Source organism: Streptomyces sp. NPDC048461, assembly GCF_055587105.1.
The window spans coordinates 187271-213156 of sequence record NZ_JBVJGW010000012.1; the positions used below are offsets into that span (position 1 = coordinate 187271).

Here is a 25886-nt window from a genome sequence, read left to right on the forward strand (position 1 = left end):
GTCGGTCGCACCGGGAAGCGCCGACGTGCCCGGCAGAATGACAGCGGCGGTGGACGGGTGGGGATCCGTCCACCGCCTGCTGGCGTAAAGATTTGTTGAACACAAAAAAATAGACGCGCCCGCCTCCGGGTGTCAGGGATCCCGGGGGCGGGCGCGGTCCGTGGGGCCCCTTCACGGGGCGGGGGGTCAGCGGCTGTCGCTGCCCTTCGATTCGGCGGCCGCACGACCGGCCTCCAGGCGCGCCACCGGAATCCGGAAGGGCGAGCAGGAGACGTAGTCGAGGCCCACCTCGTGGAAGAAGTGGACGGACTCGGGGTCACCGCCGTGCTCGCCGCAGATGCCGAGCTTGAGGTCCGGGCGGGTGGCCCGGCCGGCCTGGACCGCGCTGCGGACCAGCGCGCCGACGCCGTCCCGGTCGATGGTCTCGAAGGGCGAGACCCCGAAGATCCCCTTCTCCAGGTACGCGGTGAAGAACGAGGCCTCGACGTCGTCGCGGGAGAAGCCCCACACCGTCTGCGTCAGGTCGTTCGTGCCGAAGGAGAAGAACTGCGCGGCCTCGGCGATCTGCCCGGCCGTCAGGGCGGCGCGGGGCAGCTCGATCATCGTGCCGATGGTGAGCTTGAGGCTGGTGCCGGTGGCGGCCTCGACCTCGGCGATGACCTGGTCGGCCTCGTCGCGGACGATCTCCAGCTCCTGGACGGTGCCCACGAGCGGGACCATGATCTCGGCGCGCGGGTCGCCCTTGGCGTTCTTGCGCTCGGCGGCGGCCTCGGCGATCGCCCGCACCTGCATGGCGAACAGACCGGGGATGACCAGGCCGAGGCGGACGCCGCGCAGGCCCAGCATCGGGTTCTGCTCGTGCAGCTTGTGCACGGCCTGGAGCAGGCGCAGGTCGTTCTCGTTGGCGTCCTTGCGGGACTCGGCGAGGGCGACGCGCACCGACAGCTCGGTGATGTCGGGCAGGAACTCGTGCAGCGGCGGGTCGAGGAGGCGGACGGTGACCGGCAGGCCGTCCATCGCCTCGAACAGCTCGACGAAGTCCTTCTTCTGCAGCGGCAGCAGGGCGGCCAGCGCGCCCTCGCGCTCCTCGTCGGTGTCCGCGAGGATCAGGCGCTCGACCATCTCGCGGCGCTCGCCGAGGAACATGTGCTCGGTGCGGCACAGGCCGATGCCCTGGGCGCCGAAGCGGCGGGCGCGCAGCGCGTCCTCGGCGTTGTCGGCGTTGGCGCGCACGCGCAGCCGGCGGACGCGGTCCGCGTAGGCCATGATCCGGTGCACGGCGGCGACCAGTTCGTCGGCGTCGTCGGCGCCGGCGTGCATGCGGCCCTCGAAGTACTCGACGACCGGGGAGGGTACGACGGGTACCTCTCCGAGGTACACCTTGCCGGTGGAGCCGTCGATGGAGACGACGTCGCCCTCTTCGATGACCGTTCCGCCGACCGTCATGCGGCGGCGCTTGGTGTCGACGTCGAGTTCCTCGGCGCCGCAGACGCAGGTCTTGCCCATGCCGCGGGCGACGACGGCGGCGTGCGAGGTCTTGCCGCCGCGCGAGGTCAGGATGCCCTCGGAGGCGATCATGCCGTCGAGGTCGTCGGGGTTGGTCTCGCGGCGGATCAGGATGACCTTCTCGCCGGAGCGGGACCACTTGACGGCCGTGTAGGAGTCGAAGACCGCCTTGCCGACCGCCGCGCCCGGGGAGGCGGCGATGCCGCGGCCCAGGAGCTGGGTCGTGGCGTCGGCGTCGAAGCGCGGGAACATCAGCTGGGCGAGCTGGGCGCCGTTGACGCGCTGGAGGGCCTCGGCCTCGTCGATCAGGCCCTGGTCGACGAGCTGCGTGGCGATGCGGAAGGCGGCGCCCGCGGTGCGCTTGCCGACGCGGGTCTGGAGCATCCACAGCTGGCCGCGCTCGATGGTGAACTCGATGTCGCAGAGATCCTTGTAGTGGGTCTCCAGCGTCTCCATGATCGTCATGAGCTGGTCGTAGGAGGCCTTGTCGATGCCCTCCAGGTCCGCGAGGGGGACGGTGTTGCGGATGCCCGCCACCACGTCCTCGCCCTGGGCGTTCTGGAGGTAGTCGCCGTAGACGCCCTGGTGGCCGCTGGCGGGGTCGCGGGTGAACGCGACGCCCGTGCCGGAGTCCGGGCCGAGGTTGCCGAAGACCATGGAACAGATGTTGACGGCGGTGCCCAGGTCGCCGGGGATGCGCTCCTGGCGGCGGTAGAGCTTGGCGCGGTCGGTGTTCCACGAGTTGAAGACCGCTTCGACGGCGAGGTCCATCTGGTCGCGGGCGTCCTGCGGGAACTCGCGGCCGGCCTCCTTCGCCACGATCTTCTTGAAGTGCTTGACCAGCTTCTTCAGGTCGGCGGCGTCGAGGTCGGTGTCGACGGTGACCTTCTTGGCGGCCTTGGCCTCTTCGAGGGCCTCCTCGAAGAGCTCGCCGTCGACGTCCAGGACGGTCTTGCCGAACATCTGGATGAGGCGGCGGTAGGAGTCCCACGCGAAGCGCTCGTCACCGGACTGCGCGGCGAGACCGGTGACGGACTCGTCGGAGAGGCCGATGTTGAGGACGGTGTCCATCATGCCGGGCATCGAGAACTTGGCGCCGGAGCGCACGGAGACCAGCAGCGGGTCGTCCGACTGGCCGAGCTTCTTGCCCATCTTCGCCTCGAGGGCTTCCAGGTGGGCGCTGACCTCGTCGCGCAGCGCGGCCGGAGCCGTACCGCTGTCGAGGTAGACCTTGCACGCCTCGGTGGTGATGGTGAAGCCGGGAGGGACCGGGAGGCCGAGGTTGGTCATCTCGGCGAGGTTGGCCCCCTTGCCGCCGAGAAGGTCCTTGAGGTCGCGGTTGCCCTCGGTGAAGTCGTAGACGAGCTTCTGATCTTTGTTTTCCGACACGGGTCTCGACTCCTCGAGGACTCGGTGGCTGCCCTGACGGCCAGGAACATACCCAGATCGAAGGCTTATGGGTACGTCCACTTGGCGGTCATGCGGCCGTAACCACCCGTGCGCCAGGAGATCGAAAGTAACTCATCGGTAGCAAGAACCTCCGAAGATCGTTCACTTTCCGAAGAGTGAAGAGCTCAGAGAGGCTTGGTTCTGCTCGGATGAGCGATCATCGATCCATTTGCGTTCAAGTATTGAACGCACAAAGGGTGGCACCCAGTGCCACCCTTTGGAAGTCTTATCCGCGACTTCCCTGCTCATGTGAGCGCAACCCCACCCATGCGTGGCGTATGTCACGCCAGCGACGGCACGTTTTGCCAGGCCGCGTCAGCCTCCGGACGTGTCCAGTTCGGCTTCCTCGCTCACGCCCGCGCAGTCGTACGGATCGTTCAACCAGCCTTCCGGCAGGACAACCCGGTTGTTTCCGGACGTCCGGCCGCGCGGGCCGTCCGCGCTCTCGGGCCACGGCTGGTCCAGATCCAGCTCGCTCAGATGAGCGTCCAGCTCGGCCAGGGAAGAGGTCACGGCCAGCTTCTGCCGCATCTCGGAGCCGACCGCGAAGCCCTTCAAGTACCAGGCCACGTGCTTACGGAAGTCGATCACCCCGCGCGCCTCGTCGCCGATCCACTCCCCCAGCAGTTCGGCATGGCGGTGCATGGTCGCCGCGACCTCCCGCAGCACCGGCTTGTGGAAGTCCTCGGGGCGCCCCTCGAAGGCCGCCACCAGGTCGTTGAACAGCCACGGACGGCCCAGGCAGCCGCGCCCGACGACGACGCCGTCGCAGCCGGTCTCGCGCACCATGCGCAACGCGTCCTCGGCGCACCAGATGTCGCCGTTGCCGAGCACCGGGATCTCCGGGACGTGCTCCTTGAGCCGCGCGATGGCGTCCCAGTCGGCGGTGCCGCCGTAGTGCTGGGCGGTGGTGCGCCCGTGCAGGGCTATGGCGGTGACCCCCTCCTCGACGGCGATGCGGCCGGCGTCGAGGTAGGTGAGGTGCTCGTCGTTGATGCCCTTGCGCATCTTCATGGTCACCGGCAGGTCGCCGGCGCCCGCGACGGCCTCGCGCAGGATCGCGCGCAGCAGGTGGCGCTTGTACGGGAGGGCCGAGCCGCCGCCCTTGCGGGTGACCTTCGGGACCGGGCAGCCGAAGTTGAGGTCGATGTGGTCGGCGCGGTCCTCCTCGACGATCATCCGGACCGCCTTGCCGACCGTCGCCGGGTCCACCCCGTAGAGCTGGATCGAGCGGGGCTTCTCGGTCTCGTCGAAGTGGATCAGCTGCATGGTCTTCTCGTTGCGCTCGACCAGGGCGCGGGTCGTGATCATCTCGCTCACGAACAGCCCCTTGCCGCCCGAGAACTCCCGGCAGAGGGTACGGAACGGGGCATTGGTGATACCGGCCATGGGTGCGAGCACCACCGGGGGCTGCACGGTGTGCGGGCCGATCGCGAGGGGCGGGGGAAGCGTGGTCATCCGCCCATTGTCCCGCATGCCGGGGCGGTGGGGCGGACGTACCATCGGCCGCATGATCGAGTCGAGTCCCCGGCAGCGCACGCTCGTCCTCGCGATCTGCTGCATGAGCCTGCTGATCGTCAGCCTCGACAACACCGTCCTGAACGTCGCGCTGCCCTCCATGCGCCGCGAGCTGGACGCCTCGGTCGCGGGGCTGCAGTGGAGCATCGACTCCTACACCCTGGTCCTGGCCTCGCTGCTGATGCTCGCGGGGTCCACGGCCGACCGGATCGGGCGCCGCAAGGTGTTCGTCACCGGGCTGGTGTTCTTCACCCTGGGCTCCCTGCTGTGCTCGCTCGCCCCCAGCCTCGACTGGCTCATCGTCTTCCGGATGGTCCAGGCGGTCGGTGGTGCGATGCTCAACCCGGTGGCGATGTCGATCATCACCAACACCTTCACCGAGCCCGCCGCCCGGGCCCGGGCCATCGGCGTGTGGGGCGCGGTCGCGGGCCTCTCCATGGCCGCCGGGCCGCTGATCGGCGGCCTGATGGTGGACACCGTGGGCTGGCGCTCCATCTTCTGGCTCAACCTGCCGATCGGCCTGGCCGCCCTCGTACTGACCCTGCGCCACATCCCCGAGTCCCGTGCCGCCCGGCCGCGGCGGCCGGACCCGGTGGGCCAGGTGCTGGTCATGGCGCTGCTGGGCAGCGTCACGTACGGGATCATCGAGGCGCCCGCCGTCGGCTGGACCTCGCCGCTGATCGTGGGCTGCGCCGTGGTCGCCGTCGCCTCGCTCGTGGGGCTGCTGGTGTACGAGCCCCGGCGGGAGGAGCCGCTGGTCGACCTGCGGTTCTTCCGGAGCGCCCCGTTCAGCGGCGCGACCGTGATCGCGGTCAGCGCGTTCGCCGGTCTGTCCGGCTTCCTGTTCCTGAACACGCTCTACCTGCAGGACGTACGGGGGCTCGGCGCGCTGGAGGCCGGGCTGTACATGCTCCCCATGGCCGCGCTGACCTTCCTGTTCGCCCCGCTCTCGGGGCGGCTGGTCGCGACCCGCGGTCCGCGGCTGCCGCTGCTGGTCGCGGGCGTGACGATGTCGGCGAGCGGCCTGCTCTTCGCGGTCTTCGAGGCGGAGACGTCCACCCCGCTGCTCTTCGCCGGGTACATGCTCTTCGGGCTGGGCTTCGGCATGGTCAACGCCCCGGTCACCAACACGGCGGTGTCCGGGATGCCGCGCTCCCAGGCGGGGGTCGCGGCGGCCATCGCGTCCACCAGCCGGCAGACCGGCGGCACCCTGGGCGTCGCGGTGGTCGGCTCGGTGCTGGCGTCGGGGATGGGACACGGTGCGGACTTCGCCGAGGCGACCGGGCCGGCCTGGTGGATCATCACGGGCTGCGGCCTGATCGTGCTGGTGGTGGGGGCGGCCACGAGCGGCCCCTGGGCCCGCGCGACGGCGGCGCGCACCGCGCGGACGCTCGACCCCGCGGCCGCGCCGGCGCCGGCGGACGCCTGACCGTCCCGCGCGGTGGCGCGGGGCCGGCGGGCGGCCGGGGCGGCGGGCGGTCGTCGGCGGGCTGTTGCCGCCGCAGGGCACGCCGCTCCCCCGGGCTCACTCCTGGCAGGTGAAGTCCTCCGCGCGCGTGTCGATCCGGCCCAGCAGGGCGCGCAGCGTCGTCCGGTCCGCCGCGGAGAGGTCCCCGAAGAGCCCCTGCTCGACCTCGTCGAGGGCCGCGTTCGTCGTGTCCAGGACGGCGGACCCCGCGGAGGTGAGGGCCACGTTGTGGCGCCGGCGGTCGGCCGTGTCGCGGCGGCGTTCGGCCAGGCCGTCGCCCTCCAGATCGTTCAGGATGCCGACGAGCACGCTCGGGTCCACCTCCAGCCGCTCCGCCAGCGCGCGCTGGCTGATGGGGCCGCCTTCGAGGTTCATCAGCGTCATGGCGTGCCGCGGGCTGAGTCCGGCCGTGCCGAACGCCTGCTTCATGCGGGTCTGAGTCACCGATCCGTGCCAGGCCAGCAGCAGGCCCAGCCGCTGCGGGGGGTGCGATCCGTCCTGAACTGCCGTCATGGTCCATATCGTAGCAATCATGGAATGGTTGTGTTCTGGCGATCGTTGATGCTATTCAATGATCTGACAGCATCGACCATTGGGGTTCTTCATGTTCATCGCCTACGCCGTCGTCGGCATCCTGCTCGCCCTGGTCCTGGCGGCCTCCGCGACCTTCACGCTCAGCCGCAACGAGCAGGTCATGACCAGCATGCGCAAAGTCGGGGTTCCGGAGGCGTGGCTGCCGCGCCTCGCCGCCCTGAAGGCGGCGGGTGCGGTCGGACTGGTCGCGGGGCTCTGGTTCGCGCCGCTCGGCATGGCCGCCGCCATCGGCGTGACCCTCTACTTCGTCGGCGCGGTCATAGCCCACCTGCGCGTCAAGGACTACGAGCTCGCACCCGCGGCGATCCTGACCCTCGTCGCGGCGGCCGCGCTGGTCCTGCGCGTCCTGGCCTAGACGGCCTAGCCCTGACGAGTGACAGATATTGAAATCTGTCACTCGTCATGCCATTCTCGTCTCATGACCACGAACGAGAACGCCTCCGCTCCCGCATCCACCGCTCACCCGTCCACCGCCCACCGCCGGCTCGGCACCACCGGGCCGGCCGTCTTCCCGCTCGGTCTCGGCTGCATGGGCATGTCCGCCCTGTACGGCGACGCCGACCGCGCCGAGTCCCTCGCGACGATCCACGCGGCCCTCGACGCCGGCGTCACCCTCCTCGACACGGGCGACTTCTACGGCATGGGGCACAACGAACTGCTGATCGGCGAAGCCCTGCGCACCGCGCCCGCGGCGGCCCGCGAAAAGGCGCTGACCAGCGTCAAGTTCGGCGCGCTGCGCACGGTCGAGGGCGGCTTCGCCGGGTACGACGGCCGGCCCGACGCCGTCCGCAACTTCCTGGCCTACTCGCTCCAGCGGCTGGGGCGGGACCACATCGACATCTACCGGATCGCCCGCGTGGACCCGGACGTCCCGATCGAGGAGACCGTCGGGGCCATCGCCGAGGCGGTCCAGGCCGGACACGTGCGGCACATCGGCCTCTCCGAGGTCGGCGCGGACACCCTGCGCCGGGCCGCCGCGGTGGCTCCGATCGCGGACCTCCAGATCGAGTACTCGCTGATCTCCCGCGGCATCGAGGAGGAGATCCTGCCGACCGCGCGCGAGCTCGGCATCGGCGTCACGGCGTACGGGGTGCTGTCCCGCGGGCTGATCAGCGGCCACTTCTCCCGGGACCGGGAGCTGACGCCCGGGGACTTCCGCGGCATGAGCCCCCGGTTCCAGGGCGACAACCTCGACCGGAATCTCGATCTGGTCGACGCCCTGCGCAAGGTGGCGGACGAGAAGGGGGTCAGCGTCGCCCAGACGGCCATCGCCTGGGTCCTCTCGCGCGGCAGTGACATCGTCCCGCTGGTGGGTGCCCGGCGCCGCGACCGGCTCACCGAGGCACTGGGTGCCATGGACGTCACCCTCAGCGCCGCCGACCTGGTCGCGATCGAGGAGGCCGTTCCCCCGGGCTCGGCGTCCGGCGAGCGGTACCCGGCGGCGCAGATGGCCCACCTCGACAGCGAGCACTGAGCTGACGGTACGGTCGTCCCCATGCCCCCCGCTGCTGCCGAGCCCCTGACCCCCGAGCGCATCCTCGCGACCACCGAGGAGGTGCTGCGGCGCTTCGGACCCACCAAGGCGACCGTGGTCGACGTGGCCCGCGCCCTGGGCGTCAGCCACGGCAGCGTGTACCGGCACTTCCCGTCGAAGGCGGCGCTGCGCGAGGCCGTCACCGAGCGCTGGCTCACCAAGAGCGCGGTGCTGCTGGAGGAGATCGCCGCGACCCCCGGCGAGAGCGCCCCCTCCAAGCTGGAGTCGTGGCTCGAAGCCCTCTTCGCGGCCAAGCGCCACAAGGCGGGCGACGACCCCGAGCTGTTCGCCACCTACACCGTGCTGCTCGCCGAGAACAGCGGCGTGGTGGACGAGCACCTGACGGAGCTGGTCGCCCAGCTGGCCCGGATCATCGCCGAGGGGGTCGCGGCCGGTTCGCTCGCCGCCGACGACGTCCCGGGCGCCGCCCGCGCGGTCTTCGACGCCACCGGCCGCTTCCACGACCCGCAGTACGCGGCCGACTGGCTCTCGCCGACGATCATCCCGGAGTTTGAAGCGGTCACCTCCCTGGTCATCCGGGGCCTGCGCGCCTGACCGGGCGCCCGCGCTCGGCCCGGGCCCAGCCGATCAAGGACTCGGCCGTCACGGGGCTGTTCGGACAGCTCTGCCCGGCCACCCTGGCCGCCCGCGCCCGTTCATGGTCTACGGGGTGCCGGCCGCCCTCGGCGTCTGGACCGCCCGCTACGGCAAGCGCGCCCGGGCCGACGGCGAGCGTCGCGCGGCCGAGGCCGCCCGGGCGGCCGGGGCACCGGGAGCCGACGGCGTCGCGGCGGTCCGATCCGGCCCGCTCCCCGTACGACAGACCGGTGGCCCGGTGCGCGTCGCGCACCGGGCCACCGGCTTTCGTGCCCTGCGGACCTAGCAGCCGAGCAGGCGGCTGCCGAGGTAGCTCTGGATCTGGTCCAGGGAGACGCGCTCCTGCTTCATCGTGTCGCGCTCGCGCACGGTCACCGCGTTGTCGTCCAGGGTGTCGAAGTCGACGGTGACGCAGAACGGCGTGCCGATCTCGTCCTGGCGGCGGTAGCGGCGGCCGATGGCGCCCGCGTCGTCGAACTCGATGTTCCAGAACTTGCGCAGGTCGGCGGCGAGGCCCTTGGCCTTCGGCGACAGGTCCGCGTTGCGCGACAGCGGCAGGACGGCGACCTTGACCGGGGCCAGGCGCGGGTCGAGGCGCATCACGGTGCGCTTCTCCATGGCGCCCTTGGCGTTGGGGGCCTCGTCCTCGATGTACGCGTCGAGCATGAAGGCGAGCATGGCGCGGTTGACACCGGCCGCCGGCTCGATGACGTACGGCGTGTACTTCTCCTTCGTCTCCTGGTCGAAGTACACGAGGTCCTGACCGGAGGCGGCGGAGTGGGCCTTGAGGTCGTAGTCGGTGCGGTTGGCCACGCCCTCCAGCTCGGAGAACTCGTTGCCACCGAAGTTGAAGCGGTACTCGATGTCGGCGGTGCGCTTCGAGTAGTGGGAGAGCTTCTCCTTCGGGTGCTCGAACCAGCGGATGTTCTCCTCGCGGATGCCGAGGCCGCGGTACCAGTTCCAGCGCTCGGCCATCCAGTACTCCTGCCACTGCTCGTCCTCGCCCGGCTTGACGAAGAACTCCATCTCCATCTGCTCGAACTCGCGCGTGCGGAAGATGAAGTTGCCCGGAGTGATCTCGTTCCGGAAGGACTTGCCCATCTGCGCGATGCCGAAGGGCGGCTTCTTGCGCGAAGTGGTCTGCACCTGGGCGAAGTTGGTGAAGATGCCCTGGGCGGTCTCGGGGCGCAGGTACGCCTTGGAGTCCTGGGTCGGGCCGAGGTGCGTCTCCAGCATGCCGGAGAACTGCTTGGGCTCGGTGAACTGACCCTTCACGCCGCAGTGGGGGCAGTTGACGTCGGCGAGGCCGTTGGCCGGCGGGCGGCCGTGCTTGGCCTCGTACGCCTCTTCAAGGTGGTCCGCGCGGTGGCGCTTGTGACAGGCGGTGCACTCGGTCAGCGGGTCCGAGAAGGTCGCGACGTGACCGGAGGCCACCCAGACCTCCGGGGCCAGGATCACGGACGAGTCGAGGCCGACGATGTCCTCACGCCCGGTGACCATCGCCTTCCACCACTGGCGCTTGATGTTCTCCTTGAGCTCGACACCCAGCGGGCCGTAATCCCAGGCGGCCTTGGAGCCGCCGTAGATCTCACTGCAAGGGAAAACGAAGCCACGGCGCTTGCTCAGGCTGACGATGGTGTCGATCTTGTCGGCGGCCACGGTGCTCTCTTCATTAACGAGGACGAACGGCGAAGCCTTTAGGTTACCGGCGCCCGCACCCTCCCCTTCAAATCGGATCCCCCTCCACGGCCCCGGGGCAGCACTCCCACCCGGCTTGTTGACAACGGTTTCCATTTTTGATGAAAATGGATGTCATGAACGTACGACGCCTCATACCCGCAGCCGCCCTCGCCGGAGCCGTCGCCCTCGGCGCCACGGCCCTCACCGCCTGCTCCGGAGCCAGCGCCGCCGGCAACGGCGCCGACGGCAAGCTCGACGTGACGGCGTCGTTCTACCCGATGCAGTTCCTCGCCGAGAAGATCGGCAAGGACCACGTGAAGGTCTCCACCCTGACGAAGCCGGGTGTCGAGCCGCACGACCTGGAGATCACCCCCAAGCAGACCGCGCAGCTCGGCGAGGCCGACGTGGTCCTCTACCTCAAGAGCCTGCAGCCCGCCGTCGACAAGGCCGTCGAGCAGTCCGGCGTGAAGAACGTCGTCGACGCCGCGACCCTCACCACGCTGGAGGCCCACGGCGCCTCCGGCCACGACGACCACGGCCACGCCGCCGAAGGCGAGGGCGGGGCCGAGGGCCACGACCACGGTCACGGCGAGGCCGGCGAGGACCCGCACGTCTGGCTCGACCCCGCCAAGTACGCGGAGATCGCCAAGGGCGTCGGCGCGGCCCTGGAGAAGGCCGACCCCGGCCACGCGGCGGACTACAAGAAGAACACCGAGGCGCTGGTCGCCGAACTGAACACGCTGGACACGGAGTTCAAGGACGGCCTGAAGAACACGGCCTCCCGGACCTTCATCACCACCCACTCCGCCTTCGGCTACCTCGCCGAGCGCTACGGCCTCGACCAGGAGGGCATCTCCGGCGTCGACCCCGAGTCCGAGCCCAGCCCGGCCCGCATGAAGGACCTCCAGGCCGTGGCGGCGAAGGACAACGTGAGCACGGTGTTCTTCGAGACCCTGGCCAGCGACAAGACGGCCAGGACCCTCGCGAAGGACACCGGCCTGAAGACCGACGTGCTCGACCCGCTCGAGGGAATCACCGACGGCTCCCAGGGCGCTGACTACTTCGAGGTCATGCGGTCGAACCTGAAGAACCTCCAGACGGCGCTCGGAGCCAAGTGATGACAGCAGCAGCAACGGAGGCGCGAGCCATGCAGTCCACGCCGGGGCAGGCAGCGGACCAGCCCGTCATATCCCTGCGCGGGGCCACGGCCTCGCTCGGCTCGCGCCCCGTGCTGCGCGGCGTCGACCTCACCGTCCACCGCGGCGAGGTCGTCGCCCTCCTCGGCGCCAACGGCTCCGGCAAGTCCACGGCCGTCCGCGCCGTGGTCGGCCAGGTCCCGCTGACCGACGGGGAGCTGTCCCTCTTCGGTACGGACTTCAAGCGCTTCCGCTCGTGGTCGCGGATCGGGTACGTCCCGCAGCGCACCACCGCCGCCGGCGGCGTCCCCGCCACCGTCCGGGAGGTCGTCTCCGCCGGACGCCTCGCCCGCTCCCGCTTCGGCCTGCTGCGCCGGGCCGACAAGGACGCCGTGAGCCGCGCCCTGTCCCTCGTCGACATGGACGCGTACGCCGACGCCTCGGTCAACGCCCTCTCCGGCGGCCAGCATCAGCGCGTGCTCATCGCCCGGGCCCTCGCCGTCGAGCCCGAACTCCTGATCATGGACGAGCCGATGGCGGGCGTGGACCTCGACAACCAGGCGGTCCTCGCGAACGCCCTGCGCACCCAGGTCGACGCCGGCGTGACCGTCCTGCTCGTCCTGCACGAGCTGGGCCCGCTGGAGCCGCTGATCGACCGGGCCGTCGTGCTGCGCGACGGCTGCGTCGTCCACGACGGCCCGCCCCCGGAGGCCGTGGGCCAGCACGCCCTGCCCGGCCACGACCACGTACACCCCCACGCGGCGCACGACGCCGAGCCCCTCCGGACGGGACTCCTGAGCTGATGGAACTCCTCGACTACCCCTTCATGGTGCGGGCGCTGATCGCGGCCGCACTGGTCGGCGTCACCGCGCCCGCGATCGGCACGTACCTCGTCCAGCGCCGCCAGGCCGTCATGGGCGACGGCCTCGGCCACGTGGCCATGACCGGCGTCGCGCTCGGTTTCGTCCTCAACACCAGCCCGGTCTGGATGGCGACCCTGGTGGCCGTCGTCGGCGCCATCGGCATGGAGCTGATCCGCTCCCGCGGCAAGACCAGCGGCGACGTGGCGCTCGCCATGCTGTTCTACGGCGGCCTGGCCGGCGGCGTCATGATCATCAGCGTGGGCGGGGGCTCCACGGCCAAGCTGCTCAGCGCGATGTTCGGTTCGATCACCACGGTCGCGTCCGAGGACGTGATCGCCGTGGCGGTCCTCTCCGCGTTCGTCCTCGCCGTCACCATCGGCCTGCGCCGGCAGCTGTTCGCCGTCTGCCAGGACGAGGAGTTCGCCCGGGTCACCGGCCTGCCGGTGCGCCTCCTGAACCTGCTGATCATCGTGACCGCCGCGGTCACCGTGACCGTCGCCATGCGCATCGTCGGCCTGCTGCTGGTCAGCGCCATGATGGTGATCCCCGTGGCGGCCGCCCAGCGGGTCACCCGCGGGTTCACCGCGACGCTGTCGCTGGCCATGGCGATCGGCCTGGTCGTCTCCCTGACCGGCACGGTCACCACGTACTACGTCGAGGCCCCCTCGGGCGCGGCCATCGTGCTGCTCGCCATCGGCGTCTTCATGGCGATGACCGCCCTGTCGACGCCGCTGGCCAGGCGCCGGGCGAAGGCCGCCCGCGCGGCCGAGGAGGTCTGCACCCGGGACGACGTGAAGGTCTAGGAGGGCCGACCGCCTGGCACAATGGGCCCGAGCCGAACGCCCGAGGCCCATACGAGGAGGAACCGGTGGCGACTGCGCCTGGCGAGATGAATACCGCGCCAGTACGAGGACGATCCACCCGGCAGCGGGCCGCCGTGGCGGCGGCGCTGGACGAGGTGGACGAGTTCCGCAGCGCCCAGGAACTCCACGACATGCTCAAGCACCGTGGCGACTCCGTGGGCCTGACCACCGTGTACCGCACCCTCCAGTCGCTCGCGGACGCCGGCGAGGTCGACGTCCTGCGCACCAGCGACGGCGAGTCGGTCTACCGCCGCTGCTCCACCGGCGATCACCACCACCACCTGGTCTGCCGCAAGTGCGGCAAGGCGGTCGAGGTGGAGGGTCCGGCCGTGGAGAAGTGGGCGGAGTCGATCGCCGCCGAGCACGGCTACGTGAACGTGGCCCACACGGTGGAGATCTTCGGCACCTGCGCGGACTGCGCCGCCGCAGGCTAGCGGCGCCCGTCGGCCGGCTAGAGCCGGCGCAGGTTCCGGTCCAGGACCGCCCGGATCCGGTCGATGTCCTCGGGGACCGCGGTGGCCCGCTTCGGGAGCCAGCCCAGGGTTCCGCCGGCGAAGACGAAGACGAACAGGTTCCGGGTCTCCGTCCACCCCCGGTACCTGTCCCACTCGTACGCGACCACCGTGCCGTCGGGCCGGTGGTTGGACAGGCCCCGTTCGGTGACCACGCAGCGGTACTCCGGGTGCTCCGCCGCCCAGCGGTACATCCGGCGGGCGAGCCGGTACAGGTCCAGACCGAGACAGAGGGCGCCCAGCGCCGACCCCGCCCCGGCCGCGAAGGCCAGACCGGCCGGGCTCGTCCCCCGTCCGTGCTGCACCACGATCAGTGCGGCCGGAACCAGCGGAACCAGTACCAGCCAGAGCAGGGCCTGCCGCCGCCCCGCCGGCGCCCGGACCGCGCGCCAGCGCAGCACCTCCCGCACGTCGCGGCGGGCCGGGCCGTAGTACAGCTCCACCGCCCAGCCAGTCGTGTCCATGACGGTGGAGCCTAGACGGCCCAGCGGGCGCTTCAGCCCGAGGAGCCCTCCGCCTGGTTCGGGACCGCGCCGCCGAAGCGGCGGTCGCGCTGGGCGTACTCCAGGCACGCGGCCCAGAGGTTGCGGCGGTCGAAGTCGGGCCACAGCACGTCCTGGAAGACCATCTCCGCGTACGCGCTCTGCCAGAGCAGGTAGTTGGAGGTGCGCTGCTCGCCGCTGGGCCGCAGGAACAGGTCCACGTCCGGCATGTCCGGGTAGTACATGTACTTCGCGAAGGTCTTCTCGTTCACCTTCGACGGGTCGAGCCGGCCCGCCGCCACGTCGCGGGCGATCGCCTGCGCCGCGTCCGCGATCTCCGCGCGGCCGCCGTAGTTGACGCAGAAGTACAGGGTCATCGCGTCGTTGTCGACGGTCTGCTCCTGGGCCACCTGGAGCTCTTGGACGACCGACTTCCACATCTTCGGCATGCGCCCCACCCAGCGGATGCGGATGCCCAGCTCGTTCATCTCGTCGCGGCGGCGGCGGATGACGTCGCGGTTGAAGTTCATGAGGAAGCGGACCTCGTCGGGCGAGCGCTTCCAGTTCTCCGTCGAGAAGGCGTACAGGGAGAGGTTCTTGACGCCCATCTCCAGGCAGCCCTTGAGCACGTCGAGCACGACGCCCTCGCCCACCTTGTGCCCCTCGGTGCGCGGCAGACCGCGCTCCTTGGCCCAGCGGCCGTTGCCGTCCATGACGACCGCGACGTGGTTCGGGACCAGCTCGCCGGGGATCTTCGGCGGCCGCGCACCGGACGGGTGCAGCTCGGGAACCTTGTACTCGCGGCGAGAGCGTCCCAGAATCCCGCGTCGTGCCATGTGCCCAGCTCCTATTTCTCGACGTAACGAAGGGAGCGTAGCCCGCGCTCCAGATGCCAGTGCAAATAGGCGGAGACCAGCCCGCTGCCCTCCCGCACGTGACGCGGCTCGCACGCGTCGGCATGGTTCCAGTCACCCGTCAGCAGTGCGCTGAGCAGGGCGATGGCCTCCGACGAGGGTACGACGCTGCCGGGCACCCGGCAGTCCCCGCATATCACTCCGCCCGCGGCGACGGAGAAGTGGCGGTTGGGGCCGTGGATGCCGCACTTGGCGCAGTCCTGGAAGCTGGGCGCGTAGCCGTTGACGGCGAGGGAGCGCAGCAGGAAGGCGTCGAGGATCAGGTGCGGCTCGTGTTCGCCGCGCGAGAGGGTGCGCAGCGCGCCGACGAGGAGCAGGTACTGCTGGACGGAGGGCTCGCCCTCGTTCTCCGTGAACCGCTCGGCGGTCTCCAGCATCGCGGTGCCGGCGGTGTAGCGGGCGTAGTCGGTGACGATGCCGTTGCCGTACGGGGCGATGATCTCGGTCTGGGTGCAGAGCGGCAGGCTGCGGCCGATCAGCTCGCCGCCGCGGGCGAAGAACTGCACGTCGGCGTGGGAGAAAGGTTCCAGCCGGGAGCCGAACTTGGATTTGGTGCGCCGGACCCCGCGGGCGACGGCCCGCACCCGGCCGTGGCCCCGGGTCAGCAGCGTGATGATGCGGTCCGCCTCACCCAGCTTCTGGGTGCGCAGCACGATGCCGTCGTCGCGGAACAGACTCATGCGCCCATTGTCCCCTGCGGTCCGGCCGTACGGGAACGCGCGCACGGACGGGGCCGGACGACGCCGGCCCCCGCCTCGGACCGGGGTCCGGGCGGGGGCGGGCGCCCGTGGGGGACTCCCGTGGGGGGATCAGGGAGCGGGGGTTGCGGCGTCCCCCGCCGCGACGGCCGTGCCGTCGGCCTTCCCGGACCCGGCAGCGGGCTTCGCTGCCCCGCCGTCCGCCGTCCCGGCACCGTCGTCCGCCGGACCGGTCTCGGCCGGGCCGGTCTCCGCAGGGCCCGTCTCCGCAGGGGCCGCCACCTGGGCGGGCAGCTCGATGCGGGGGACGGACGGCGCGCCGTCCGCGGCCAGGCCGTTGAAGACCAGGTTGAGGACGATGGCGGCGGTGGCGCCGAGGGTGACGCCGCTGTTCAGCAGCGAGGACAGGTCCGCGTCCATGTGCTGGGTGAAGAACACCGGGACGGTCGCGGGGAGCAGGGCGAAGGCGAGGGAGACGCCGACGATCAGCGCGTTCTTCTCCTCCTTGAGGTCCACCTTGCCCAGGGTCTGGATGCCGGCCAGCGCGACCATGCCGAACATGACCGTCGCGGCCCCGCCCAGGACCCCGTGCGGCACGGCGGCGACGATCGCGGCGGCCTTGGGGAGCAGACCGAGCACGATCATGAAGACGCCGGCGGCGACGACCACGAACCGGCTCTTGACCTTCGTCATCCGCACCAGGCCGACGTTCTCGGCGAAGGCCACGTACGGGAAGGAGTTGAGGACGCCGCCGAGGGCGGTCGCGGCGCCGTCGGCGCGCAGGGCGCGGGCCACGGTCTCGCTGTCGATGTCCTTCTCGACGATCTCGCCGACGGCGTAGGTGTCACCGGTCGTCTCGACCATGGTGATCAGCATGACGATGAGCATCAGGACGATCGGGAACCACTCGAACTTCGGCATGCCGAAGTGGAAGGGGGTGGTGACGCCGATCCAGCCGGAGTCGCCGACGTCGCCGAACTTCGCGTCGCCGAGGAGGAACGCGACGGCGGTGCCGCCGACCAGGCCGAGGAGGATGGAGATGCTGGAGAGGAACGGCTTGCCGATCTTCATCAGGACGAGGATGAAGAGCATCGTGCCGCCCGCGTAGGCGAAGTGCTTCGGGTCGCCGAAGTCGGGGCTGCCGACGCCGCCGGCGGCGTCGTTCAGGCCGACCGGGATCAGGACGATGCCCAGGACGGTGATCACCGTGCCGGTGACGACCGGCGGGAAGAGCCGCATGACCGACCGGAACGCCTTGGCCGGCAGCCAGGCGAAGGCGAAGGTCGCGATGCCCGCGGTGATCACGGCGCCGTAGATGACCAGCAGCGCGGCGGTGCCGCCTCCCGCACCGAGACCGATGGCGATCATCGGCGAGACGGCGGTGAAGGTGACGCCCTGGATGAGGGGCAGCCGCGCGCCGATCCGGCCTATGCCCCAGGCCTGGATGATCGAGGCGATGCCGCAGGTGAACAGGTCCGCGTTGATCAGGTAGACGAGCTGCTCGGGGCTCAGCTTCAGCGCGTTGCCGACGATGATCGGGACGATCACCGCGCCGGCGTAGAACGCGAGTACGTGCTGGAAGCCGTACAGCGCGAGCTTGGGGAGGGGGAGCACCTCGTCGACCGGGTGCGTGCTCTGCTGTCCGTTGGCGGAAAGCCGGGCGGCGACACGTGCCATCTCTGCCTTGCCCTTCAAGAGGTGAGGTAAGTGAGAGGAGTTCTGGTGAGCCCTGGCCGGAGTGGGTCGCTAACCCGTTGGTCCGTCAGGGTGGTCAGGAGTTCACGTGCATCGAAGCCCCGCGGTGTTACCGGCGGCGTCTCGTCGTGTGACCGGAATTGAACGCCTGTGGGGGTCCTCACAGATATCGTCGACTGCTACAAACTGTTGACTGTTCGGGGCGCCCGATTCAGAGGTTCCGCCCATGGCCAGGCAGCGGGCGCAGGGGGTAAAGGCGGATGCGCGGGCGTAGGTGCCGCGTGCTGCGCTCCTGCGAAGGGCTGCGCGCCACCCCATGCCGCTACGCGCGTCCACCGCGTTCCGGCCGGCAAACCGGCGGGCCGTGCTCCGGCCGCCCCCGGGCACCCCGGAGCGACCCGCTCCACGGGCTCGTACGGGCCGTCGCCGCGCCGCTCCGGTGCCGCGAGGCCGGATCGTTACGTCGGGAGGGCCCGTTCCGGGCCGGTATGGGCGCCCCGCACGCGACGGGAACCGAAAGGATCAGGCCCGGGCGGCCGCATACGACCACGGGCGCGCGCGGGCGCCCCGGCCCGGGGCGGGGCAGGGGCGCCTGCGCGGGCGCTTCCGCAGTGGCCGTCGGCGGGCCGTCAGGGGGCCCGTACCGCCGACAGCAGCCGGGCGACCTCGTCCGCGTCGATCCGCAGCGCCGCGCCCACCGTGGCGAGCACCTCGCGCTCGGCCGGGATGTACGGGCCGTCCGCGAGCGCGATCCGCGCGCCCTGCAGCAGGATCGATTCGCGGCCGGGGGCGGCGAGGTGCGGAGCCAGCGGCTCCAGGGCCTCGTGGAGCTCTATCGACAGCGCGGCCCCGCAGCACTCGGGCACGTCGTACAGCCCGAGCCGGCCCTCGTCGCTGCACAGCGCGTCCACGAGGGACTCCAGCTGCTCCTCCCCGCAGTCCTGGAACCCCGCGGCCCGTACGGCGCACACGGCGGCTTCCAGCGCGCTGCGGGAGGCCGTACCGCCCGCGGCCAGCACGGCCAGCGCCACGGTGTGCACCGCGTCGCGCAGCAGCGCCGTGAAGCGGGTGGTGGTCAGGTGGTCCAGGACGTCGGTGTCGAAGCGCTCACGGCAGGCGTGGCACTCCACGACGGGCCCGGCGAGCCCGCGGGGCAGCAGCGGCACCCCGAGCACGGTGAAGCGGCGGCGCCCGGTGCGCCGGCGGTAATTCCGGTCGCCACCGCAGGCGGGGCAGAAGAACTCCCCGTCGCCCACGGTGCTCCAGGTGGTACGGGTGCCCCAGACCCTCAGCTTCCGGCCGTCCCCACCCCGAACTGGCAGCACGTCGCACCTCCGTAACCTTCCGGCAACATCGCCGGGTGGGCGTGATGTTAGCCACATCGGTGAGGATGCGTCAGTCGTGTGACAGGACAACCTTGCCGCGGGACGGGGACTTGGCCGGTCTGCGCCCCCGCGCACGCCCCCGTTTTCCGGGCCGTACCGGGCCCCGGGAACGGCGGAACCCCGCCCCTCCCCGGAGGGAGGCGGCGGGGTCGCGCGGCGGGAGTGTCAGCGGCCCGCGCGGTTGACGGCGGAGATGACCGCCTTCAGGGAGGCGCGGGTGGTGTTGGCGTCGGTGCCGATGCCCCACAGGACGCGGCCGTCGATCGCGCACTCGATGTACGAGGCGGCCACGGCGGAGGCGCCCTCGCTCATGGTGTGCTCGGTGTAGTCCAGCAGGCGGGCGTCGATCCCGATGCCGGCCAGCGCGTCGAAGAAGGCCGAGATCGGACCGTTGCCGGTGCCGTGCAGCACGGTGTCCACGCCGTCCACGACCGCCTCGACGGTCAGGGTGTCCGTGCCGTCCTTGTCGGTGGTGGTCTGGCCGGAACGCAGCTGGATGCGACCCCACGGGTTCTCGGGGTTGGGCAGGTACTCGTCCTGGAAGACGGACCAGATCGCCTTCGGCGTGACCTCGCCGCCCTCGGAGTCGGTCTTGGCCTGGATGATCCGGGAGAACTCGATCTGCATGCGGCGCGGCAGGTCCAGCTTGTGGTCGTTCTTCAGGACGTAGGCGATGCCGCCCTTGCCGGACTGCGAGTTGACCCGGATGACGGCCTCGTAGGAACGGCCGACGTCCTTCGGGTCGATGGGCAGGTACGGGACCGCCCACTCCAGGTCGTCCACGGTCTTGCCGGCGGCGGCCGCGTCGGCCTCCATGGCGTCGAAGCCCTTCTTGATGGCGTCCTGGTGGGAGCCGGAGAAGGCGGTGTAGACCAGGTCGCCCGCGTAGGGGTGGCGCGGGTGGACCTCCATCTGGTTGCAGTACTCGCTGGTGCGGCGGATCTCGTCGATCTGCGAGAAGTCGATCTGCGGGTCGATGCCCTGGGAGAACAGGTTCATGCCCAGGGTGATCAGGTCGACGTTGCCGGTGCGCTCGCCCTGTCCGAACAGGCAGCCCTCGATGCGGTCGGCGCCGGCCATCAGCGCCAGCTCGGCGGCGGCGACGGCGGTGCCCCGGTCGTTGTGCGGGTGCACGGAGATGCAGATGTGCTCGCGGCGGGTCAGGTTGCGGGCCATCCACTCGAAGCGGTCGGCGTGCGTGGACGGCGTCGAGCGCTCGACGGTGGCGGGCAGGTTCAGGATGATCTCGCGGCCCTCGCCCGGCTGCCAGACGTCGCAGACGGCCTCGCAGACCTCCAGGGCGAAGTCCAGTTCGGTGTCGGTGAAGATCTCCGGGCTGTACTGGTAGCCGAAGGTCGTCTCCGGGCCCAGCAGCTTCTCGGCGTACTCCATGACCAGGCGGGTGCCGTCGACGGCGATCTGCTTGATCTGCTCCTTGGAGCCGCGGAAGACGACCCGGCGGAAGGTCGGGGCGGTCGCGTTGTACAGGTGCACGGTGGCGCGGTGGGCGCCGACCAGGGACTCCACGGTCCGCTCGATCAGGTCCTCGCGGGCCTGGGTCAGTACGGAGATGGTGACGTCGTCCGGGATCGCGCCCTCTTCGATGATGGAGCGCACGAAGGCGAAGTCCGTCTCGCCGGAGGAGGGGAAACCGACCTCGATCTCCTTGTAGCCCATGCGCACCAGCAGGTCGAACATCTCGCGCTTGCGGGCCGGGGTCATCGGGTCGATCAGCGACTGGTTGCCGTCGCGCAGGTCGGTCGACAGCCAGCGGGGAGCCCGGGTGACGCGGGCGTTCGGCCAGGTGCGGTCCGGGATCTCGACCTGCTCGTAGAAGCCGTACTTGTGGATCGGCATCCCGGAGGGCCGCTGGGTGTGGGTCGCGTTCGTGATGGGCGTGGGGCGACCGACAAAAGGCTGCTGGCTCATGGCGTTGGGCTCCTCGCGTGTCCGCGTGTAGTTCGCTGGGACGGCCGACGGGCGGTCGCAAAACCGCAACACCAAACTCCGCGGGGAGGGGGCCGGCCTACGACTACAGACCCTCGCCGCGGCAGCTAAGGAGAAGCAGCCCGAAACGCATGATGGGCCGAGCCTAGCCGAGCCGCGCGGTGCGCGGGGGTCCTGTTTCAGTATGCAAGACCCACCAGTCCGATTTGTACTGAATGTGAGCTACGCCGCTTAAGGTGCCGCTCAAGTCCGTGGGGTCCGTCAATCCGGTGCGCCCGCGTTCAGACGTGCGAATGAATCATGGTTGCAGGTAGTGACAGCAACGTGACCCGCTGCCACATTGCCGAGCATGGACGCCTCTCCCACCCGCCGCCACCCCGTCTTCTGCACGGTCGTGCCGCCGCACCTGCTCGACCGCATCGCCCGCTCCCGCAATCCCCGCTTCGCCGATCTCGCGCAGGCCACCCTCGAACGCGACTCCCTCCTGCGCACCCGCCGCCGGGTCACCACGGTCCGGGGCGTCACGGCCCCCGCCCCGGCCGCGCCGGCCCCCGACCGGCCCGACCGGACCGTGTACGACGCCCAGCACCGGACCCGGCTGCCCGGGCGCAAGGTCCGCGAGGAGGGCGGGCCCGTCAGCGGGGACGTCACCGTCAACCGCGCGTACGCCGGGCTCGGGGCGACGTACGAGCTGTTCCTGACCGCCTTCGGGCGCCGCTCGATCGACGACGCCGGGCTCCCGCTCGACGCGACCGTCCACTACGGCGAGGAGTACAACAACGCCTTCTGGGACGGGCAGCAGATGGTCTTCGGCGACGGCGACGGCGAGCTCTTCCTCGACTTCACCGTGTCGGTGGACGTCATCGGCCACGAGCTCGCGCACGGAGTCACCCAGTACACGGCGAACCTGGAGTACCACGGCCAGTCGGGCGCCCTCAACGAATCCGTGTCGGACGTCTTCGGCTCCCTCATCAAGCAGTACTCGCTCGACCAGACGGCCGACCGCGCGGACTGGCTGATCGGGGCCGGCCTGCTGGGGCCCGCCGTCGACCGGGGCCAGGCCCTGCGGTCTATGAAGGCGCCCGGGACGGCGTACGAGGACGACGAGCTCGGCAAGGACCCGCAGCCGGCCACGATGGACGACTACGTCGACACCGTCCGCGACAACGGCGGGGTCCACATCAACTCCGGCATCCCGAACCACGCCTTCTACATCGTGGCGAGCGAGCTGGGCGGCAAGGCCTGGGAGCGGGCCGGACAGATCTGGTACGACGCCCTGACCGGCGGGGAGCTCGCCACGGACGCCGACTTCCGGGACTTCGCCCGGGTGACCGCGGCGGCGGCCGTGGCCCGGTACGGGGAGGGCGGCGCGGAGCACCAGGCGCTCCAGAAGGCGTGGTCCGCGGTCGGGCTGGGGTAGGAGGCGGACATGCGGATCTCAGTGGTGCGGACGGGCGGCTTCGCGGGCATCGAGCGACGGGGCGAGGTGGACACCTCCGGACGGCCGGACGAGGACGAGTGGCGGGACCTGGCCCTGCGGGCGCTGCGGACCGGCCCGCCCTGCGATCCGGCGGACCCGTCGGGCGGCGTCCGGGACGGATTCTCGTACACGGTCACCGTGGACGGGCGGACGGTGTCGTTCCGCGACCCGCACCTCTCGGACGCGCAGCGGGCGCTGGTCTCGCGGGTCCTGAAAGAAGGTGCCTGAGCCGGACCGCTTTGCTTGGATGACCGGATGAGCGAGCGAGTGACCGACGAGACGACGCTGTCCGAGCTGGAGCGGTACTACGACACGGTGCCCCGCGAAGGCGGGGCCCGGGCCGAGGACTTCGGACCGCTGACCCTCTTCGTGCAGGAGGGCGCGGGCTGGCCGTACTACGCGCGGCCCGCGCCCGGTGGTCCCGCGGCGACCGCCGACGACGTACGGCGGGTCGCGGAGCGCCAGCGCGAGCTCGGGGTCCCCGAGGCCTTCGAGTGGGTGGCCGAGACCACCCCCTCGCTCCGCGCGGCCGTGGAGGGGGCGGGGCTGCACGTCCACGCCCACCCGCTGATGGTGCTGGACCCGGACGCGGTACGGCCCCCCGCGCACCCGGAGGTACGGCTGCTGGGCGCGGACGACCCGCTGCTGGCGGCGGCCGTGGCCGTCCCGTCCCTGGCCTTCGCGGCGCCGGGCACGGCGGTGGGCGGGGCCGGACCCGCCGAACTGGCCGCGGCGCTGGCCGGGCCGGACGCCGAGGCCGGCCGGGCGCGCGTCGCGGACAGGATCGCGTCGGGCCGCTCGGCGATGGCCGCGGCCGTACGGGACGGCGTGGTGCTGTGCTCCGGCCTGTACAACCCGGTGGGCGACGTGGCCGAGGTGGTCGGCGTGGGCACGCTGCCGTCGGCGCGCCGGCAGGGCCTGGCCCTCGGCGTCACGTCGGCGCTCGTCGCGGCGGCCCGCGAGCGGGGCGCCCGTACGGTCTTCCTCTCGGCGGGCGACGAGGACGTGGCCCGCATCTACGGCCGCATCGGCTTCCGCCGGGTGGCGACGGCCCTGATCGCGGAGCCGCAGGACGCGTAGTTTGCCGGAACGGCAACGAGGTTTGCCCGGGCGGTCGGGACGGGCGGAGCATCGGTGGTGTCCGCACCGTCACCGGTCGAGGAGTGATCCCGTGTCCGTACAGCCCCCGCACCCGCAGCCGCACGCAGAGCACGAGCACGAGCAGCAGGCGCCGCACCCGCACCAGGAGCACCCGCACGAGCCGGTCGACGAGGGCGGCGAGCGGTACTGGGACGGCCGGTACGGCGAGAGCGACCGGATCTGGAGCGGCGAGCCCAACGCCGCCTTGGTCCGGGAGACGTCACAGCTTCCCCCCGGCCGGGCCCTGGACCTCGGCTCCGGCGAGGGCGGCGACGCCATCTGGCTGGCCCGGCGCGGCTGGCGGGTCACCGGTACGGACATCTCCGGAGTGGCGCTGGAGCGCGCGGCCGGGCACGCCGCCGAGGCGGGGGTCGGCGACCTCGTGGAGTGGCAGCGGCACGACCTGGCCGAGTCGTTCCCGGCCGGGGAGTTCGACCTGGTGTCGGCGTGCTTCCTGCACACGTACGGGGAGTTCCCGCGCGAGCGGATCCTGCGCACCGCGGCCGCCGCGGTGGCCCCCGGCGGGACCCTGCTGATCGTCGGCCACGGCGGCTGGGCCCCCTGGCAGGAGAACCCGCACCCGGAGGTGCACTTCCCGACGCCCGGCGAGGTCGTGGAGCAGCTGGAGCTGCCCGAGGGGGACTGGGAGGTGCTGGTGGCCGAGGACCACGAGCGGATCCAGGTCCAGCCCGACGGCACGCCCGGGACCCGCACGGACAACGCGGTCAAGGTCCGCCGGCTGCGCTGACGCCGGCCGGGGCGCCTCCGGCCCTCCCCCGCCCGCCCTCCCCCGCAGCCCCGACGACCCCGACAGCCCCTGCCCGGCCGGGCAGGGGCTGTCGGGGTCGGTCAGCCGGGGTCGGTCAGACGGGATCCGTCAGAAGCCGAGCTTGCGGAGCTGCTTGGGGTCGCGCTGCCAGTCCTTGGCGACCTTCACGTGCAGGTCGAGGAAGACCGGGGTGCCGAGCAGCGCCTCGATGTGCTTGCGCGACTTCATCCCGACCTCCTTCAGGCGGGCGCCCTTCGGGCCGATGATGATGCCCTTCTGGCTCGGCCGCTCGATGTAGACGTTCGCGTGGATGTCGAGCAGCGGCCGGTCGGCGGGGCGGTTCTCGCGCGGGATCATCTCCTCGACGACCACGGCGATGGAGTGCGGGAGCTCGTCGCGCACGCCCTCCAGCGCGGCCTCGCGGATCAGCTCGGCCACCATCACCATCTCGGGCTCGTCGGTGAGGTCGCCCTCCGGGTACAGCGGCGGGCTCACGGGCAGCAGCGGCGCGATCAGGTCGGCCAGCAGCTGGACCTGGGTGTCGCCGACCGCCGAGACGGGCACGATCTCGGCCCACTCGAAGCCGAGCTCGGCGCCGAGCTGGTGGATCGCGAGGAGCTGCTCGGCGAGCTGCTTGGACTCGACCAGGTCGGTCTTGGTCACGATGGCGATCTTGGGGGTCTTCTTGATCCCCGCGAGCTCCTTCGCGATGAACTTGTCGCCGGGGCCCAGCTTCTGGTCGGCCGGCAGGCAGAAGCCGATCACGTCGACCTCGGACCAGGTGGCGCGGACGACGTCGTTGAGGCGCTCGCCGAGCAGGGTGCGCGGCTTGTGCAGCCCCGGGGTGTCGACGAGGACGAGCTGCGCGTCGGGGCGGTGCACGATCCCGCGGACGGTGTGGCGGGTGGTCTGCGGCCGGTTGGAGGTGATCGCGACCTTGGTGCCCACGAGTGCGTTGGTGAGGGTCGACTTGCCCGCGTTGGGGCGTCCGACGAAGCAGGCGAAGCCCGCACGGTGCGGGCTGGTGGACTCGGGGGAACGATCGCTCATACGGGCCATTCTCCCCGATGCCGCTCCCAGCGCCGACCAGGCCACGGCCCCGAGGACGCTCCCGCCCGCCAGCAGGGGGGCCAGGAGGGGGTGCGCGGCATGGCCGGCACGGCCCTGAGCTGTGGTTCCGTCGGCCACGGCCCGTACGGTCACCTCGGCCCATTCCGCGCCGGGAGGGTCCTCCCAGCGGGTGCGGAGCCGGACCTCCTGACCCGGCAGCAGCTCGGCCGGCACCCCGGTGAGCCCGCGGGCCACGAGGGTGCGGCCGAGGGCGCCGGTGGCGGTCAGGGCGGCCCGCGGGCGCAGGGTGACGTTGCCGGTGTTGCGGAGCGTGTACGCGACCTCCGCGCCGGAACCGCCCCGGCTGACGGAGACGCCCCGGACGGCGAGGGCGGGGGCGGTCGGCCCGGTCACCCGCAGGTACAGGCGCGCGGCGACGGCCTGCCGGACGCCGATCCCCCGGTCGGTGACGGCTCCGGGCCGCTCCTCCAGGGCCACGACGGCGCCCGGGTGGTCCCCCGGTTCGGCGCGGTCCGGGACGGTCACGGTGAAGCCGACGCTCACGGCCCCGCGGGCGGGCACGGTGACCCGCTCCCGGTCCAGCCT

The 25886-nt window shown here is 71.4% G+C and carries 24 protein-coding genes; 13 read left to right on the forward strand and 11 right to left on the reverse strand.

What is annotated here, in order from left to right:
• Positions 1-186 precede the first annotated feature (186 nt).
• Positions 187-2895 carry a pyruvate, phosphate dikinase gene (gene ppdK, locus ACZ6S8_RS22230; protein WP_469458266.1) on the reverse strand — a complete coding sequence of 903 codons (2709 nt, stop codon included), beginning with the start codon at positions 2893-2895 and terminating at the stop codon, positions 187-189.
• A gap of 375 nt (positions 2896-3270) precedes the next feature.
• Positions 3271-4431 (reverse strand): tRNA dihydrouridine synthase DusB, encoded by a 1161-nt coding sequence (gene dusB / locus ACZ6S8_RS22235; protein WP_469458388.1) that lies wholly within the window; start codon positions 4429-4431, stop codon positions 3271-3273.
• A 34-nt stretch (positions 4432-4465) separates the two neighbouring features.
• Between dusB and ACZ6S8_RS22240 the strand changes: the two genes are divergently transcribed.
• Positions 4466-5902: an MFS transporter gene (locus ACZ6S8_RS22240; RefSeq protein ID WP_469458268.1), complete on the forward strand. Its 1437-nt coding sequence runs from the start codon at positions 4466-4468 to the stop codon at positions 5900-5902.
• Between the two features lie 96 nt (positions 5903-5998).
• Here the strand turns inward: ACZ6S8_RS22240 and ACZ6S8_RS22245 are convergent, their stop codons facing one another.
• Complete coding sequence (locus ACZ6S8_RS22245) at positions 5999-6454, reverse strand: MarR family winged helix-turn-helix transcriptional regulator (protein ID WP_469458270.1); 456 nt, start codon at positions 6452-6454, stop codon at positions 5999-6001.
• A gap of 79 nt (positions 6455-6533) precedes the next feature.
• Here ACZ6S8_RS22245 and ACZ6S8_RS22250 point away from each other — a divergent pair, with 79 nt between their 5' ends.
• The 4 genes from ACZ6S8_RS22250 (at position 6534) to ACZ6S8_RS22265 (ending at position 8952) form a co-directional block, all read left to right on the forward strand.
• Positions 6534-6890: a DoxX family protein gene (locus ACZ6S8_RS22250; RefSeq protein ID WP_469458272.1), complete on the forward strand. Its 357-nt coding sequence runs from the start codon at positions 6534-6536 to the stop codon at positions 6888-6890.
• Positions 6891-6953: 63 nt separating this feature from the next.
• Positions 6954-8009 carry an aldo/keto reductase gene (locus ACZ6S8_RS22255; RefSeq protein ID WP_469458274.1) on the forward strand — a complete coding sequence of 352 codons (1056 nt, stop codon included), beginning with the start codon at positions 6954-6956 and terminating at the stop codon, positions 8007-8009.
• Positions 8010-8030: 21 nt separating this feature from the next.
• Positions 8031-8624 carry a TetR/AcrR family transcriptional regulator gene (locus ACZ6S8_RS22260; protein ID WP_469458276.1) on the forward strand — a complete coding sequence of 198 codons (594 nt, stop codon included), beginning with the start codon at positions 8031-8033 and terminating at the stop codon, positions 8622-8624.
• Between the two features lie 115 nt (positions 8625-8739).
• Positions 8740-8952 (forward strand): hypothetical protein, encoded by a 213-nt coding sequence (locus ACZ6S8_RS22265; RefSeq protein WP_469458278.1) that lies wholly within the window; start codon positions 8740-8742, stop codon positions 8950-8952.
• On the opposite strand, the gene ACZ6S8_RS22270 is transcribed toward ACZ6S8_RS22265, so the two are convergent.
• The gene (locus ACZ6S8_RS22270; protein ID WP_469458280.1) at positions 8949-10325 is read right to left on the reverse strand and encodes a glycine--tRNA ligase; all 1377 of its coding nucleotides are present in this window, start codon (positions 10323-10325) and stop codon (positions 8949-8951) included. The genes ACZ6S8_RS22265 and ACZ6S8_RS22270 overlap by 4 nt on opposite strands.
• 155 nt (positions 10326-10480) lie before the next feature.
• Between ACZ6S8_RS22270 and ACZ6S8_RS22275 the strand changes: the two genes are divergently transcribed.
• The 4 genes from ACZ6S8_RS22275 (at position 10481) to ACZ6S8_RS22290 (ending at position 13642) form a co-directional block, all read left to right on the forward strand.
• On the forward strand, positions 10481-11464 hold the full coding sequence (locus ACZ6S8_RS22275; RefSeq protein ID WP_469458282.1) for a metal ABC transporter substrate-binding protein: 984 nt from the start codon (positions 10481-10483) through the stop codon (positions 11462-11464).
• 29 nt (positions 11465-11493) lie between these two features.
• On the forward strand, positions 11494-12285 hold the full coding sequence (locus tag ACZ6S8_RS22280) for a metal ABC transporter ATP-binding protein (RefSeq protein ID WP_469458390.1): 792 nt from the start codon (positions 11494-11496) through the stop codon (positions 12283-12285).
• Positions 12285-13148 (forward strand): metal ABC transporter permease, encoded by an 864-nt coding sequence (locus ACZ6S8_RS22285; RefSeq protein ID WP_469458284.1) that lies wholly within the window; start codon positions 12285-12287, stop codon positions 13146-13148. Before ACZ6S8_RS22280 ends, ACZ6S8_RS22285 begins: the two co-directional genes overlap by 1 nt.
• Before the next feature lie 65 nt (positions 13149-13213).
• Positions 13214-13642 (forward strand): Fur family transcriptional regulator, encoded by a 429-nt coding sequence (locus ACZ6S8_RS22290; RefSeq protein WP_078626133.1) that lies wholly within the window; start codon positions 13214-13216, stop codon positions 13640-13642.
• A 17-nt stretch (positions 13643-13659) separates the two neighbouring features.
• Here ACZ6S8_RS22290 and ACZ6S8_RS22295 read toward each other — a convergent pair whose 3' ends face one another.
• The 6 genes from ACZ6S8_RS22295 to leuA all read right to left on the reverse strand — a co-directional run bounded on the left by ACZ6S8_RS22295 (position 13660) and on the right by leuA (position 20823).
• Positions 13660-14184 carry a YcxB family protein gene (locus ACZ6S8_RS22295; RefSeq protein WP_469458286.1) on the reverse strand — a complete coding sequence of 175 codons (525 nt, stop codon included), beginning with the start codon at positions 14182-14184 and terminating at the stop codon, positions 13660-13662.
• Positions 14185-14216: 32 nt separating this feature from the next.
• Positions 14217-15038 carry an isoprenyl transferase gene (locus ACZ6S8_RS22300; RefSeq protein ID WP_469458288.1) on the reverse strand — a complete coding sequence of 274 codons (822 nt, stop codon included), beginning with the start codon at positions 15036-15038 and terminating at the stop codon, positions 14217-14219.
• Between the two features lie 11 nt (positions 15039-15049).
• On the reverse strand, positions 15050-15796 hold the full coding sequence (gene recO, locus ACZ6S8_RS22305) for a DNA repair protein RecO (protein WP_469458290.1): 747 nt from the start codon (positions 15794-15796) through the stop codon (positions 15050-15052).
• A 129-nt stretch (positions 15797-15925) separates the two neighbouring features.
• Positions 15926-17491, reverse strand: a complete 1566-nt coding sequence (locus tag ACZ6S8_RS22310) for a nucleobase:cation symporter-2 family protein (RefSeq protein ID WP_469458292.1) — start codon at positions 17489-17491, stop codon at positions 15926-15928.
• A 647-nt stretch (positions 17492-18138) separates the two neighbouring features.
• Positions 18139-18834, reverse strand: coding sequence for a TerB family tellurite resistance protein (locus ACZ6S8_RS22315; RefSeq protein ID WP_469458294.1), 696 nt, complete (start codon positions 18832-18834; stop codon positions 18139-18141).
• A gap of 225 nt (positions 18835-19059) precedes the next feature.
• Positions 19060-20823 (reverse strand): 2-isopropylmalate synthase, encoded by a 1764-nt coding sequence (gene leuA / locus ACZ6S8_RS22320; protein WP_469458296.1) that lies wholly within the window; start codon positions 20821-20823, stop codon positions 19060-19062.
• Between the two features lie 367 nt (positions 20824-21190).
• On the opposite strand from leuA, the gene ACZ6S8_RS22325 reads away from it, so the two are divergent.
• From ACZ6S8_RS22325 to ACZ6S8_RS22340, 4 genes are all read left to right on the forward strand, one after another.
• Entirely contained in the window at positions 21191-22261 is a 1071-nt protein-coding gene (locus ACZ6S8_RS22325) for a M4 family metallopeptidase (protein WP_469458298.1), read from the forward strand.
• 9 nt (positions 22262-22270) lie between these two features.
• A complete protein-coding gene (locus tag ACZ6S8_RS22330) occupies positions 22271-22549 on the forward strand; it encodes a protealysin inhibitor emfourin (RefSeq protein ID WP_469458300.1) in 279 nt (92 codons plus the stop codon).
• 27 nt (positions 22550-22576) lie between these two features.
• Entirely contained in the window at positions 22577-23401 is an 825-nt protein-coding gene (locus ACZ6S8_RS22335; RefSeq protein ID WP_469458302.1) for a GNAT family N-acetyltransferase, read from the forward strand.
• A gap of 91 nt (positions 23402-23492) precedes the next feature.
• A complete protein-coding gene (locus ACZ6S8_RS22340; protein ID WP_469458304.1) occupies positions 23493-24209 on the forward strand; it encodes an SAM-dependent methyltransferase in 717 nt (238 codons plus the stop codon).
• Between the two features lie 129 nt (positions 24210-24338).
• On the opposite strand, the gene era is transcribed toward ACZ6S8_RS22340, so the two are convergent.
• A complete protein-coding gene (gene era / locus ACZ6S8_RS22345; RefSeq protein ID WP_469458392.1) occupies positions 24339-25289 on the reverse strand; it encodes a GTPase Era in 951 nt (316 codons plus the stop codon).
• Positions 25290-25886 lie beyond the last annotated feature (597 nt).

What these genes read in the sequence shown, in the direction of transcription:
- recO (WP_469458290.1), bottom strand. Translation starts at nt 15,796, where the DNA reads ATGAGTCTGTTCCGCGACGACGGCATCGTGCTGCGCACCCAGAAGCTG.
- ACZ6S8_RS22285 (WP_469458284.1), top strand. Translation starts at nt 12,285, where the DNA reads ATGGAACTCCTCGACTACCCCTTCATGGTGCGGGCGCTGATCGCGGCC.
- era (WP_469458392.1), bottom strand. Translation starts at nt 25,289, where the DNA reads ATGGCCCGTATGAGCGATCGTTCCCCCGAGTCCACCAGCCCGCACCGT.
- ACZ6S8_RS22330 (WP_469458300.1), top strand. Translation starts at nt 22,271, where the DNA reads ATGCGGATCTCAGTGGTGCGGACGGGCGGCTTCGCGGGCATCGAGCGA.
- ACZ6S8_RS22325 (WP_469458298.1), top strand. Translation starts at nt 21,191, where the DNA reads ATGGACGCCTCTCCCACCCGCCGCCACCCCGTCTTCTGCACGGTCGTG.
- ACZ6S8_RS22240 (WP_469458268.1), top strand. Translation starts at nt 4,466, where the DNA reads ATGATCGAGTCGAGTCCCCGGCAGCGCACGCTCGTCCTCGCGATCTGC.
- ACZ6S8_RS22335 (WP_469458302.1), top strand. Translation starts at nt 22,577, where the DNA reads ATGAGCGAGCGAGTGACCGACGAGACGACGCTGTCCGAGCTGGAGCGG.
- ACZ6S8_RS22245 (WP_469458270.1), bottom strand. Translation starts at nt 6,454, where the DNA reads ATGACGGCAGTTCAGGACGGATCGCACCCCCCGCAGCGGCTGGGCCTG.
- ACZ6S8_RS22295 (WP_469458286.1), bottom strand. Translation starts at nt 14,184, where the DNA reads ATGGACACGACTGGCTGGGCGGTGGAGCTGTACTACGGCCCGGCCCGC.
- ACZ6S8_RS22275 (WP_469458282.1), top strand. Translation starts at nt 10,481, where the DNA reads ATGAACGTACGACGCCTCATACCCGCAGCCGCCCTCGCCGGAGCCGTC.
- ACZ6S8_RS22280 (WP_469458390.1), top strand. Translation starts at nt 11,494, where the DNA reads ATGCAGTCCACGCCGGGGCAGGCAGCGGACCAGCCCGTCATATCCCTG.
- ACZ6S8_RS22260 (WP_469458276.1), top strand. Translation starts at nt 8,031, where the DNA reads ATGCCCCCCGCTGCTGCCGAGCCCCTGACCCCCGAGCGCATCCTCGCG.
- leuA (WP_469458296.1), bottom strand. Translation starts at nt 20,823, where the DNA reads ATGAGCCAGCAGCCTTTTGTCGGTCGCCCCACGCCCATCACGAACGCG.
- ACZ6S8_RS22255 (WP_469458274.1), top strand. Translation starts at nt 6,954, where the DNA reads ATGACCACGAACGAGAACGCCTCCGCTCCCGCATCCACCGCTCACCCG.
- ACZ6S8_RS22300 (WP_469458288.1), bottom strand. Translation starts at nt 15,038, where the DNA reads ATGGCACGACGCGGGATTCTGGGACGCTCTCGCCGCGAGTACAAGGTT.
- ACZ6S8_RS22310 (WP_469458292.1), bottom strand. Translation starts at nt 17,491, where the DNA reads ATGGCACGTGTCGCCGCCCGGCTTTCCGCCAACGGACAGCAGAGCACG.
- dusB (WP_469458388.1), bottom strand. Translation starts at nt 4,431, where the DNA reads ATGCGGGACAATGGGCGGATGACCACGCTTCCCCCGCCCCTCGCGATC.